The organism is Solibacillus sp. (genome assembly GCF_040273735.1).
Classification (GTDB): Bacteria; Bacillota; Bacilli; order Bacillales_A; family Planococcaceae; genus Solibacillus.
The window spans coordinates 22,025-35,099 of record NZ_JBELZM010000021.1 but is presented as its reverse complement, the minus strand read 5'-3'; the positions used below and the strand labels follow the sequence as shown (position 1 = coordinate 35,099).

At 39.9% G+C, this 13,075-nt stretch carries 14 protein-coding genes and 2 tRNA genes; 4 read left to right on the top strand and 12 right to left on the bottom strand.

The features are described 5' to 3' along the window. Positions 1 to 89 precede the first annotated feature (89 nt). The 3 genes from ABS917_RS16800 to ABS917_RS16790 all read left to right on the top strand — a co-directional run bounded on the left by ABS917_RS16800 (position 90) and on the right by ABS917_RS16790 (position 565). Positions 90 to 166: transfer RNA gene (locus ABS917_RS16800), tRNA-Met, on the top strand. 6 nt (positions 167 to 172) lie between these two features. After that, a tRNA-Glu gene (locus tag ABS917_RS16795) sits at positions 173 to 244 on the top strand. A 132-nt stretch (positions 245 to 376) separates the two neighbouring features. Next, a complete protein-coding gene (locus ABS917_RS16790; protein ID WP_251691527.1) occupies positions 377 to 565 on the top strand; it encodes a sodium:potassium antiporter in 189 nt (62 codons plus the stop codon). A 122-nt stretch (positions 566 to 687) separates the two neighbouring features. Here the strand turns inward: ABS917_RS16790 and ABS917_RS16785 are convergent, their stop codons facing one another. The 8 genes from ABS917_RS16785 to spoVT form a co-directional block, all read right to left on the bottom strand. Beyond that, positions 688 to 1,116, bottom strand: coding sequence for a S1 domain-containing RNA-binding protein (locus ABS917_RS16785; RefSeq protein WP_008408265.1), 429 nt, complete (start codon positions 1,114 to 1,116; stop codon positions 688 to 690). 239 nt (positions 1,117 to 1,355) lie between these two features. Continuing rightward, on the bottom strand, positions 1,356 to 1,790 hold the full coding sequence (locus ABS917_RS16780; protein WP_350480075.1) for an FtsB family cell division protein: 435 nt from the start codon (positions 1,788 to 1,790) through the stop codon (positions 1,356 to 1,358). Positions 1,791 to 1,836: 46 nt separating this feature from the next. Then, positions 1,837 to 2,295: a spore cortex biosynthesis protein YabQ gene (gene yabQ / locus ABS917_RS16775; protein WP_350480074.1), complete on the bottom strand. Its 459-nt coding sequence runs from the start codon at positions 2,293 to 2,295 to the stop codon at positions 1,837 to 1,839. Continuing rightward, a complete protein-coding gene (gene yabP / locus ABS917_RS16770; protein WP_008408271.1) occupies positions 2,295 to 2,594 on the bottom strand; it encodes a sporulation protein YabP in 300 nt (99 codons plus the stop codon). The genes yabQ and yabP overlap by 1 nt, the downstream gene beginning before the upstream one ends. Before the next feature lie 86 nt (positions 2,595 to 2,680). After that, positions 2,681 to 2,971: an RNA-binding S4 domain-containing protein gene (locus tag ABS917_RS16765; RefSeq protein WP_079523123.1), complete on the bottom strand. Its 291-nt coding sequence runs from the start codon at positions 2,969 to 2,971 to the stop codon at positions 2,681 to 2,683. A gap of 4 nt (positions 2,972 to 2,975) precedes the next feature. Further along, on the bottom strand, positions 2,976 to 4,442 hold the full coding sequence (gene yabN, locus ABS917_RS16760) for a bifunctional methyltransferase/pyrophosphohydrolase YabN (RefSeq protein WP_350480073.1): 1,467 nt from the start codon (positions 4,440 to 4,442) through the stop codon (positions 2,976 to 2,978). 9 nt (positions 4,443 to 4,451) lie between these two features. Beyond that, entirely contained in the window at positions 4,452 to 6,056 is a 1,605-nt protein-coding gene (locus ABS917_RS16755) for a putative polysaccharide biosynthesis protein (protein ID WP_350480072.1), read from the bottom strand. A 114-nt stretch (positions 6,057 to 6,170) separates the two neighbouring features. Continuing rightward, positions 6,171 to 6,707: a stage V sporulation protein T gene (gene spoVT / locus ABS917_RS16750; RefSeq protein ID WP_251691537.1), complete on the bottom strand. Its 537-nt coding sequence runs from the start codon at positions 6,705 to 6,707 to the stop codon at positions 6,171 to 6,173. Between the two features lie 245 nt (positions 6,708 to 6,952). Between spoVT and ABS917_RS16745 the strand changes: the two genes are divergently transcribed. Beyond that, a complete protein-coding gene (locus ABS917_RS16745; protein ID WP_350480071.1) occupies positions 6,953 to 7,264 on the top strand; it encodes a hypothetical protein in 312 nt (103 codons plus the stop codon). Positions 7,265 to 7,337: 73 nt separating this feature from the next. Here the strand turns inward: ABS917_RS16745 and mfd are convergent, their stop codons facing one another. From mfd to ABS917_RS16725, 4 genes are all read right to left on the bottom strand, one after another. Continuing rightward, on the bottom strand, positions 7,338 to 10,850 hold the full coding sequence (gene mfd / locus ABS917_RS16740) for a transcription-repair coupling factor (protein WP_350480070.1): 3,513 nt from the start codon (positions 10,848 to 10,850) through the stop codon (positions 7,338 to 7,340). A gap of 84 nt (positions 10,851 to 10,934) precedes the next feature. Further along, positions 10,935 to 11,162 carry an anti-sigma-F factor Fin family protein gene (locus ABS917_RS16735; protein ID WP_079523129.1) on the bottom strand — a complete coding sequence of 76 codons (228 nt, stop codon included), beginning with the start codon at positions 11,160 to 11,162 and terminating at the stop codon, positions 10,935 to 10,937. Positions 11,163 to 11,221: 59 nt separating this feature from the next. Further along, on the bottom strand, positions 11,222 to 11,785 hold the full coding sequence (gene pth / locus ABS917_RS16730; protein ID WP_350480069.1) for an aminoacyl-tRNA hydrolase: 564 nt from the start codon (positions 11,783 to 11,785) through the stop codon (positions 11,222 to 11,224). Positions 11,786 to 11,857: 72 nt separating this feature from the next. Continuing rightward, complete coding sequence (locus ABS917_RS16725; protein ID WP_350480068.1) at positions 11,858 to 13,069, bottom strand: MFS transporter; 1,212 nt, start codon at positions 13,067 to 13,069, stop codon at positions 11,858 to 11,860. Positions 13,070 to 13,075 lie beyond the last annotated feature (6 nt).

The following is a 13,075-nucleotide window of genomic DNA, read 5'->3' as shown; positions in this document are numbered from 1 at the left end:
TTTCTGCCTAGTATGATAGAGGAAATTATAAAAAAATAGTGTTGACACTAAATAGACTGCAATGTATTATTAGTTTTGTTGTTAATTTTGGCGGTGTAGCTCAGTTGGCTAGAGCACTCGGTTCATACCCGAAAGGTCGTGGGTTCGACTCCCTCTGCCGCCACCATTTATAGGCCCGTTGGTCAAGTGGTTAAGACACCGCCCTTTCACGGCGGTAACACGGGTTCGAATCCCGTACGGGTCATCTCAAAAGCTGTTTAGGAACTTAGTTTTCCTAGGCGGCTTTTATTTTGTCTCTATTCGTATTCTGTAATTTCGTGACACACACTCTCCCTTATACATTATACTTATTAAATAAGAGGAGGCGTTTTCTTTGGTGCAAAACTTTACATACTTAGCTTTTCTTTGCGGTATTAGCATGCTTCTAGTCGTTGGAGGCGTCATATTGACAAACTTGCCGCTCCCGTTACAGATAATTATGATTGCGATCGGATTAATTGGAGGGATTTTTTGCTTTGTTACCCTGATCCGTGTACTCATCAAGCACAATAGTGAAAAAGAATGATCTAATTACGGACCCCCCTAACTTCTTAACGAAAAAAAGCGATGGATTGTAAGATTTGCACTTACAATCCATCGCTTTATCATCTATTTGACACTTTTTCTACGTTCAAACAGCCAGCAAAATTATCCTCTGCGAGCTCCACGGCCACCGCGCTTAGACTCAGTTGCACGCTTTAATGTAGTTAAACGCTCATCGCTATCTTTTAAGAAACGCGCCATCTTCTGTTCAAAGTTCTCTTTTGGTTGACGATCATTACGATCGTTAGAACGATTGTTTTCGCGACGAGGACGCTGTGGACGCTCTGGTCGCTCAGCTTGAGGCTTTGCTTTACGAATTGAAAGACCAATCTTTCCATCCGCTTCAACATTCATCACTTTAACTTCGACTTCATCGCCTACTTTAAGATGCTCGTTAATATCTTTTACGTAGTTATCTGCCACTTCACTAATGTGAACTAAACCTGTTTTCCCATCTGGAAGCTCAACGAATGCACCGAAATTTGTGATTCCTGTTACCTTACCTTGTACTTTGCTGCCTACTTCAATTGACATAAAAAAAATGCTCCTCCTTAAATTTTAAGAGACTCTTCGATTGAAAAGCCATTTATCAATTATAATGAAACTTTTGTTCAATAGCTTCTTCTCTAATTATAGCTAACATAAAAAGAGTGTCAACAAGACACTCTACCTAAAGGCAATTAATACCAGAAATTTTATCGCAAAATTACAATACTGACTGGTTTTTTATTAAATTTCAAAGTCACATTTTTCTTTATATAACGCGTTTTACATTATTCTTTGTCATCTTCAGGCTTGTCTTTATTTTCTTTGTCCGATTTATTCGGTATTGTGAAAATAATTTCGCCTTCTTCAGAAAGGAAAAATTCTTTTCTTGCCAGCTTCGCGATATACTCATCATCTTCCAGCTTCGCAATCTGCAAATTCAATAGCTCTTGTCTGTGAAGCGCTTCTTCCAATCGTTCTTCAACCGCGGCTTTTGTTTCTTGTTTTGCGGCGAGTCGATCACTTTGGACCATGTTCGCTTTAACTAATACGGCTATTACTACAGTTGCTAAAATGAAAAATACTGCTAATCTTCTGCGACGACGTACAGCAATTTTTGCTTTAATTTGAGCTTTTGCTTGCGGATTTGAGCGGACATAATCGTTATTCAACGACTGGACATTATGGTTATGTAGCTCTTCTTGCACATTTCTTCTTCCCATTTCCGTCTCCTCCCTCACAATCAATAGTTGTTATCATTATACGAGTTCACTGCTGTGTTTTAAAGTTTTTTAACAAATATTTCTTGAAAAACTTAATAAAGGGACGGCAAATAAATAATACAATCCCTAGCAACAGTTTTATAATATTTTTAACAAGCTTTACTACTACATGTCCAATAAAAAAAACCGGTTTCACAAATAAATTTATACATACTCTTCCAATTAAGCGGATAATTTTTTGGAACAGCAATTCATAAGTTGCAATTCCGGCGATTTGGGCAAGTGGATCAACTACCCGCCATTGCCCTCCTTTTACTATAAATAATAAATAAAACGTAGTAACCCCTAATATTAACCAGACTATCCATTCTAAAATCCAGGTAATACGTCGAATATTTTTTAAAGGGATACGATTTACATTAATTCGGATACAATCGATTATTGCACCTACAGCAACTCCGCTTATAAACATGACAAGAATGCTTATAAGCTGCGCACTCATCATCATCCAAACAATTTATGAAGGAAACTTTTCGATAAGCCGCTCTCGCTTTCATCGTATTGGAATTGCTTCACTTCCCCTTCTAACGTCAGTAACCCCTTGTCCACGTCTAAATGAACAATACGCAGTTCCTCACCACGAATCAATAAATGCCCCTGTGATGTATTCACATAAAATTCTTCCTGATCAAATCGTTCGATACTTTTAACAGATGTCATGTCCATCCGTTTACGATTACGTACCGTTACTAAGTGATCTCCTGACGAAATGGTATAGCGTGCGCTTTCTTGATGAATAGTCAATGCAAGTCCCCCTTTGAGCTTATAGTTGTACACTATATGCAACAACGGAAAGAAGCATGACTCAAAAAGTTGGTCATGCCCTATTCTTATTCTTCATCATCAATAAATTCAGGTTCAACTTTCTCTAAACGCTCTTCTTTTATTATCGTGAACATTTTTAATGCATCTTCTTTTTTCACATTTTCACGAATTTCTTCGACACGTGCTGTTACGATTTTTTGACCGAAACGAATTGCCAGCTCATCGCCTACTTTTACGGTACTGCTGGCTTTAGCTACTTTATCATTGATTGTAATACGTCCTTGCACCGCTACTTCTTTTGCTAATGTACGACGTTTAATTAAACGTGAAACTTTTAAAAATTTATCTAAGCGCATCCCATTACTCCCCTTTTTCCAGTTGTTTTGCTTCATTCCAAAATGCATCCAGCTGCTCTAGTGTAAAGTCACTGAACGCCTTGCCGCTCTTAGCTACACTTTGCTCGACGTAATGAAAGCGACGTGCAAATTTTTCGTTTGCATGTAGCATCGCTTCTTCAGGTGAAATTTTATAAAAGCGTGCGATGTTCACAAGTGTGAATAGTACATCCCCGAATTCATCGGTTTGGCTTATTTCGTTACCTTGCGTTATTTCGTCGCGGAATTCTTGCCACTCTTCCGTAAACTTCTCCCATGCATCATCAGCATTTGGCCAATCAAAACCAACTGTCGCTGCCTTTTTCTGGTAGTTGTACGATGTTTGAAGCGATGAGTACGGACTGTATTCGTTCTTTAATAATGGTTCGTCATCTGCATTGCCTTTTTCCTGCTTTTTAATTGCTTCCCAATTGGCTACTACCGTTTCCGCATCCTCTGCAGTCACATCCCCAAAAACATGCGGGTGACGGCGAATCATTTTTTCGCTAATCGATGCAAGCACTTCTTCCAATGTGAAATAACCGTTATCTTCCCCTATTTGCGCATGTAAAAACACTTGTAATAGGACATCGCCAAGCTCTTCAACCATAGCAAAGTCATCTTCGGCATCGACCGCTGCTAAAAACTCATGTGCTTCTTCCAATAAGTATTTTTTCAATGATTCATGCGTTTGCTTCTGATCCCAAGGACAGCCATCTGGGCCACGCAATGTCGCAATAATTTGACGGAATGTTGTCCAGTCCCGTAACGCCTCCTCATCACATTGAACAGGCGGCACATATACCGTCGTTAAATTGTTAATCTCAGCTGCCTGATCAAGCTCATAAAGCGGCACAGTACGCAGCGACTCCTGTGAAGACCCCGCTGCTGTAACAATCGTTACCGGGTAGTCATCACGATACTTTTCCATTAATGTGAGCTTTACTTCTGAGGCACTGAACGAATCATACACTTGGGCAATCAAAATGTGCTGACGCATGTTCATATCATGGATAGACATGCTCGTCCCATCCAATAGTTGAAACCCTTCAATCGGATCAATTTTTAAAGCGCCGAAAATTGGGTCCAAAAAGCTTTGTCCGCCCTCGATTACAAGCTTGATCTGCCCGCTCTGGTCCGCTTCAATTAAGTGCTGGACGGTCTGTTCTGCTACGAGCGGATGTCCCGGAACAGCATACATAGTGTCCTCTTGTGCTACCGCCTCAATAAGACGCGTAGCAATTTCTTCATATACGGGACCGAACGAGCCATGCTTAATATACACATCATCAAAGCTCGTAAACTCGATTCCTTCCAGTTTTAAGTCCTGGATGACAGGATGGTCCTCTGTTCGGACATATATTTTTTGGGCTGCTTTAATTTTTTTATAAACTCCCATTTGCATTTGTTCAAAATCGGCTGCTCCTAAGCCAATAACGGTTAATTGATTCAAGTTATACACCTACTTCTTTCGATTTAACAATAGTTGATATGCAGCCATTCTCCTGCCGAGCGGGATTAAAAACCAATCCTTTTCTGTTAATACACGCATTTTTGCGACTGCTGTAATAAAAGCCCCTGCGCCAAGCATGACGAGCACACCGCTGTAAATAAGTGCATCAAAGCGACTAAACAAGCCGGCAAACAAGCTGTTTAAGCTGTATACAGCACTTTGTACAACGACGGTCATGACAAGGCAGGCAATGGCCAGTTTTTTATAAAATGAGCGATTCGCCAGGCGGATTGCTGTCAGTTTTTTTAAATAAACGATAAGTGCAGCAGCTGTAAAAATCAGTCCGATATTACTCGCTATTGCCGCGCCCAACACTTCATAGTGCGGAATTAAAATAATGTTTCCAATACATTTTAATACGATTCCGAGTCCTAAAAAAACGGCAGGCCCCTTTAATTTACTATAGCCTTGTAAAATCGCTGTAAACGTTAAAATTATCGATAATGGAATAATTTGAAATGAATAAAGCTTCAAAACATTTGAATAGGCATCCGTTTTAAACAGCATTTGATTCACATATGGCATAACAAGTATTAATCCGAGTGCCGCAGCAACTCCGAATATAAGGGAGCTCCGGAAAGTCAATTGGATAAACGGCTTTGCACCACGACCATTAGGCTCATTTGCCTTTAATGCAACGAGCGGCACAATGGCCAGCGATAAAGAAGTTGCAATAACGATTCCAAGCTGAACAAGCGGTTGCCCTCGGTCATAAATCCCTTTCGCTTTCATCGCTTCTAGTGCAGGCATTCCCGAATGCACAAGCATTTTATATATAGTAAAGGAATCCACAAGCTGGAAGCATAGTAATAGCAGCGCACTCATACTGATCGCGATACTGTATAGTGTGACCTCTTTTATAATCGGCCAAATTTTTACACGGACTACTTTTTCGGATGGCCGATACTGCCTTTTCAAAAAGTAAAGCAGCAGGACAATACCTGCTATTTCCCCGACAACTGTACCGAGCATCGCCATTTTCCCTGCTGCGTAAACGGATTGAGTGTACTGCAGCAAAACAATTGTTCCGGCTAATATAATGGATACCCGGATCATTTGTTCGAACACTTGTGCATAGGCAACCGGCTGCATTTTACTTTCCGATTGGAAGTTGCCCTTTAAAACAGCGAGCAGTGGCATACATAATGTAATAAAAGAGCCAACTTGCAATAGTCCCGCCAGTTGAGGATCTTCCATCAAATTAGCTAACGGCTGGGCACCAAAAAATAAAAGACAGAAAAAGAAAAGGGCCAACGCTGCTAAATAGTAAAAGATAATACGCGATACAGATCGTTTTTCTACATATGTACCACCACGCCCTTCAATATCCGCGAGCATTTTGGAAATGGCAACAGCAAATCCGCTAGATGTCCATACGACAAAAAATGAGATAAACGGGTACACTTGCTGATACACATAAAACCCTTGGTCACCTACTAAGTTTTGATAAGGAACCCGGTAGATGGCACTTAATATTTTTACTACTAGCGCCGCTACTGTCAGAAGAAGAGCGCCCTTCATATAATTTTTCATACCATAACTTTGCGAAGTCATTCTATTTCCTTCCTCTATTTCATACAATAAAGTAATTATATCATGAAAATCATTTGCTAATTTTACTCGAGGAATTAAAAAAACGCCCATTAATATGGACGTTTTAAAGTGATTTTAGTTTTCCATTTGCTTTGCTAAAAAATTGGCTGCTGTTTCAGCAGTTTTTTGTTCGACTTCACCGATAAAATGGGCCCGTGATATTAGATAAATAGCACCAATCGGATCCCCATTCGAAACTATCGGTACGATGCAATACGATTTCACTTGTTCATACTGTCCTGCTACAAGTTCAATCGACATTTCCAGCTTCTCACTTACAGGTGACCTGTTTTTGATAATATCTTCTGCAAATACTGTTAGACGTCTCGCCACATAATCTTTTTTCGAAACGCCTGCAACAGCTATTACTTCGTCTCGGTCACTTATTAATGTTGGGGTACCTAATGTTTCAAATAATGATTCCGCATATTGTTGTGCAAATTCGCCTAAGTCATTAATTGGCGAATATTTCTTTAAAATCACTTCTCCTTCGCGGTCCGTATAAATTTCAAGGGGATCCCCTTCACGGATACGAAGTGTTCTTCTGATTTCTTTTGGGATAACAACACGACCTAAATCATCGATGCGGCGAACTATTCCTGTTGCTTTCATCGTTCATGTTCCCTCACTTTCCATCAATTCACAGCATGATGCTCCTAGTATGGAAAGAAATACATGAAACTATGCATTGTTCGAAAAGGATAAAATAATATTTCGTATTGCAGCTACAAATGTGATGAAATACCTAATTTTTTGAAACCTGTTATAGGAAATTACAACGTTTTCGTTCATTTTATGTTTTGTTTTCATGAAAGAGGCAATAGACAAAATAAAACAATCTTTTTGGAGGTGCAGTAATGGTAAGAGTCGATCGTATTACGTCAACACCGGATGCATATCGCCAGCAACAATATTATGCAGGTACTCATTTAGCCTATTACCCGGATTTATCGAAGGAACGGTCTACAGCTATTTTAAAATTTGAAAACGGCATTTTTAAACGTTACTTAGAAAAGCCAAATGGCCAGCGCGATTTAGTTTCTGCTTCAACTACAAGAGAAAAACAGTTATTAGAAATGCGTGAAGAACACCGTAACCGCGAAGAATTGCTCCAACGCTTAAATTATTCGAACGGAGTACATTATAGTGTGCAGCAATCCTTCTTATAATTCATTCACTGCATTCAAACGAAAAGAGAGGAAATGTTAAAAGTCGCAAACTTTTAATATTCCCTCTCTTTTTTTATGAATCTTTTTTTGCAGAAGCAATAATTTGCATCATTTTTTCTACTACTTCAAATGGCAGGTGATTCCCGCACTTATTGTAATCTACTGTAATTACTAGCTGTGTTCCTTCCATTCCAAAGCCGACCGCACGACCAAACTCCATTGATTGCTCAACAATTTGCGCACCGTTTGTATTGGCCGTTCCTTCTTCTGAAAGAATAATAGATACAACTTGCTGCTTTTCTTTTATTGAAAGCACATCTGCCTCTTTCGCCCAAACTTTCATACGGGCCACTCGCATCAGACGCTCTGTTTCAACCGGTAAATCTCCAAAGCGGTCTTGCAGTTCATCGATAATTTCCAAATAATCCTCTATGCGTTCCATCGCCTTAATCCGTTTATACATCTGGATTTTTTGGTAGCCATCCGGAATATACGCGTCTGGAATGTACGCATCAACATGCAGCATAATCTCGATATCCTGCTTCTCTTCTCTCTTCACACCGGTACGACGTTCTTCAACTGCTTCTTCAAGCATTTGCGAATACAAATCAAAACCGATTGAATCGATAAAGCCATGTTGCTGAGCACCAAGTAAATTCCCGGCACCACGAATCGATAAGTCACGCATTGCAATTTTAAAGCCTGATCCTAATTCCGTAAATTCTTTTACTGCCTGCAAACGCTGCTCTGCCACTTCAGTAAGTACTTTATCGCGTTCATACATAAAATACGCATAGGCTATACGATTTGAACGCCCCACACGTCCTCGCAACTGATACAGCTGGGAAAGACCCATACGATCCGCATCATGCACAATAAGTGTATTTACATTTGGAATATCTACACCTGTTTCGATAATCGTTGTTGTGACAAGTACATCATACTCACCTTCTATAAACGATAAAATAACCGATTCAAGCTTCGCCTCTGTCATTTTCCCATGCGCAAAAGCAACTCGTGCATCCGGAACAAGCATCTGAATTTCTTCTACTCGTCTTGTAATATCCTCTACACGATTATATAAATAAAACACTTGTCCACCGCGCGCCATTTCACGCTCAATTGCTTCACGTACAAGCGCTCCGTTATGTTCCATTACATAAGTTTGGACAGGGAAGCGGTTTTGTGGCGGTGTTTCGATAACCGACAAGTCACGCACTCCTACCATCGACATGTGCAGTGTACGCGGAATTGGTGTTGCTGTTAACGTCAGTACATCGACATTTGTCCGCAGCTGCTTAATCTTCTCTTTATGCGTTACACCAAAACGCTGCTCCTCATCGACGATAAGCAGCCCTAGATCTTGATATACTACATCCTTTGACAGAATACGGTGTGTACCGATCACCATATCAACCGTACCTTCTTTTAAGCCTTTTAACGTGTCTGTCTGCTGCTTTTTCGAGCGGAAACGACTAAGCAGCCCTACATTGATTGCGTAGTCTTCAAAACGCTTCGAGATCGTTTCATAGTGCTGTTGCGCCAAAATCGTAGTCGGCACTAAAAAAGCCACTTGTTTGCCATCTAAAATTGCTTTAAATGCAGCACGAATTGCTACTTCTGTCTTTCCGTATCCTACATCTCCGCAAACGAGGCGATCCATTGGGCGTTCCCGCTCCATATCCTTTTTCACTTCAGCAATTGTGCGTAACTGATCTTCTGTCTCCTCATATGGGAAAGCAGCCTCAAAGCTTCGTTGTTCATCGGAATCCGGAGAAAATGCATAACCTTTTTCCGCTTCTCGCTTTGCATAAAGTTTGATTAAATCATCTGCGATATCCTGTACTGCATTCGAAACTTTCTTGTGTGTTTTCTTCCATTCCGTGCCGCCAAGTTTATGAAGTTTCGGTTCTTTTTCACCTGATGGCACATAACGCTGAATCAGTTCAATTTGATCTACAGGTACATATAACTTATCGTCCTCACGGTAGCGTACATGCAAATAATCTTGATGTGTGCCACTCACAACAAGTGTTTCGATGCCAATATATTTCCCGATCCCATGATGTACGTGAACAACATAGTCTCCTGATTTAATTTCGGTATAAGACTTTATTCGCTCCGCATTTGTCATCTGCTGTGGCCGTGATTTTTTCTTGGCCTGTTGTTTAAAGAGCTCATCATCCGTAACAACTGCTATTTTCTGTAATGGCAGCTCGAAGCCTGATGACAGTGCCGTATTGACTAAATAAATACCCGGTGCATCAGCATAACCGATTGTTGACGCAATATGGTAATCATCCAGTAAATTTTGCATCGCTTTTATCCGGCTTTCTGAACTGGCCGTAAATAACACGACGAATTTTTCATTTGACCAACGTTCTATTTCATTTTGCAGTAAAGCAATTTGTCCGTGGAATTGCTGCATTGGTTTACAGGAAATGTTTATTGTCTTTTTTAGGGCAATACCTGAAAATGTTCTTGTGAATAATGCGAAATACATTTTCTGTTGTTTCAGCATTGAAAGCACTTCTTTTAATGAATGGGATGGCTTTACATCGTGAAGCATTTTGCCCCCTTCAATCAATGAAATAAACCATTCATTTTCTTCACGTTCCCAGGCTTCCATCACTTCCTGAATACGGCCCAATTCATCAAATAAAACAAGACCGTCCTCTTTAAAGTAATCACCTAAAAAATACGGCTGCTCAAATAAAAGCGAGCCATATTTTGCAATATGATCCGGCAGATGACCAAGCCTCAGCAGCTCAATATCATGTTGAATATTTTGCATGAGCAATTCCTGCGTTTCCTTTTTACGCACCTTTTTTAAACTTGATGCCAATGACACTTCCAGACGTTCTGCAAGTTTTATACGCTCTTCCTTCGTTAAAAGAAGTTCTGTAGCAGGAAAAATTTTTATTTCCTTTAATTTTTCAATTGAGCGCTGATTATCGGCTGAAAAAGTACGAATCGAATCCACTTCCGTATCAAATAACTCAATACGGATCGGATCCTGTGCATATGGAGGATAAATATCCAAAATTCCGCCGCGCATCGCAAACTCACCTGGTGTTGTAACCATTTCACTTCTCGTATAGCCCATTTCAACAAGCTTATCTAACCAAATATTAATGTCGACATCTTGGCCTAAAGAAGTGTAAAGTTCGTATCCAAGCCACTTTTGAGGAGAGCTTAGCATACTGCGCATACCTGCAACCGGAATAATATAAATTCCGCGTTCCTGATTGACTAAACGCCCTAATGTAGCAATACGCTGTGCACGCAGCTCATGGGAAGAAGTCGTCATATTTGCTGCGATAAACTCCTCAGCAGGGTAATAATGGACATGCCCTTCACCAACTAATGCAGTCAAATCATCTACTAACTTTTGTGCCTGCAATAGGTTTGAGGACACGATATAAATCGATTTATTTGTCTCTTGATAGATTGTATGAATCAATGCCGGTCTTGCACTTCCCGTTAACCCCGTAATAAGGTGATCGTTTGCTTGATTCTTTTGAATTTGCTCTATCATATTATCAATCTGCTTATCTTTTTTAAATATTTGATGTATCGTATCCACGTCTAGTCCCCCTTCTCTTTTTCGATAAATGAAAACGGAAATGGAAAAAGCCTTGGCGCAGTTTATGCGACCAAAGCAACTCCTCTACTGTAACCATCTTTTTAACGCATAGTAATCGGGAAACTGACGCAATGAATCTTCACAATGCTCACAAATGCTGTAAACGGTCGTTTCTCCCCGCTCATTTTTTTTAATGAACTCATCGATTTCACCTATTTCAAACAAATGAAGCTTTTGAACCGTTTCTTCTGCATCGAAAGGCAAAGTACCAATCTCTACCTCACAATGTCTACAGCGGTAGCGTACAGGCATCTCCCATGGCCTCCTTTAAACACTTATGTATATTAAAGTCTAACCATTTTTTGATTAATTTATGCGCCGTTAAATTTGTTCATCACTTCTAAAAACGGCTTTGTTAAAGCTGTTTCCACAGCATCACAGCTCTTTTCGACAGCTTCTTCTACAATTGGCTGATCCTCTTTTGAAAATTTGGCCAATACGTAATCTGCAACCTTCATACCTGCTGGCGGGCGACTTACTCCGACACGGATTCGGTTAAATTCCTGTGTCCCTAAGTGCTGAATCAATGACTTAATCCCGTTATGTCCACCAGCACTTCCTTTGCCGCGTAATCTTAACTTACCCGTTTCCAGATCTAAATCATCATAAATAACAATAATATCTTCAATTTCTATATCAAAATAATCCATTAGAGGTCTAACACATTCTCCTGATAAATTCATATATGTCAGCGGCTTCAATAAAATGACTTTTCCTTCAGGACGATGAACCGTTGCATACATACCATTAAATTTAGTTTGATTTAATGGTGCATTCCATCGAGTGGCTAATTCATCAATCACATCAAAACCTATATTATGGCGTGTATGCTCATATGGTTTTCCCGGATTTCCTAAACCAATAATTAATTTCACTAGTAATCGCATCCTTTTTCTCTAATCGCCTTTATTTTATCATATATGCTCCTGAAAAGTATGTATCGTCCTCTAGTATTGAGCCAATGATTTCTCGCGCATTTTCCTTACAATGAAGAGCACTAAAAAGCCTACTGCTGCGAAAAATCGAACTGCTGTCGATAAATACATCGCTGTTTCCATCGAGTAAGTTTCGAGCAGCCAAATTCCGATTTGCGGAGAAGAAAACGCGATGACTGCCAGCAGCACATTATAAGTTGTTATACAATATGTGCGGACTTCCTGCGGTGAATTTTCGAGTAATAAATTAAATAATATTAAAACCGTTCCTGAAACAAACAACCCGGAAAGGAAAGACATCGCGACTAAATAATAAAGGTTCGTCGATAAAACCATCAGTAATGGTGCTGTCGACATACCAAAAGCAACCCAGACAAAAACACTCATATTGCCATATTTTTGCGACCATTTTCGCCAAAGCGAAAATGAGAAAATTTGAGCAATCATATTCGCAACATTGAACATACTAATCCAAAAGATTGTCGCCTCTGCATAACGAACATTATAAATATTAAAAACACCCCACGCCATTTGCCAGCCAAAGTTAAAAACAAGCGCAACAATTAAAAACAGGACATATTTATTGTTTTTAAAAATTGACCAATCCATTGCACGTTTCTTTTCTACACTCAGTTCACGCGCCGGTTCATCATGCTTTAATAAAAAATACAGTTCAACCACCCCGACAACAAACGTAAACATAAATAGTATTTGATAAGCTATCCGATTAGCGGTCATATCCTTCATAACAATGCCGATTGTTAATGTAACAAATAGGCCTACTACTGTCAGCAAGCGATTACGGTCACTGAAAAACTGTGCTCGACGCGTTTCCTCAATAATATTTCCGATAAAAGACTGCCAGCCCATATTAGCCATCGTATTCGGTACGCTCATCGCAGCAATTAGGCCAAGCAGCATCCATGAACCAAAACTGCCTGGTACATAACTAATAAAGGCAATTAGCAGGAAAACAAAGCGTGCTGCCAATACGGAGAAAGCAACAAGCCTTTTTTGTTCGAATGCACGGTTTAGTAAAATTGCAGCCGGCAACGTCATTAGCAAGGTAATTAACGGTGGCAAAGAACTGATCAACCCGACCTGATAATTTGTCGCACCAAGAATCGTCATTGCAAAAATTGGAATATAGCTGTTTGAAGTATTTTGTGCAACCGCTGATGCCATCCCGTGATAAATACTCATTTTTTCATTATGTGTTCTCATAAAGAC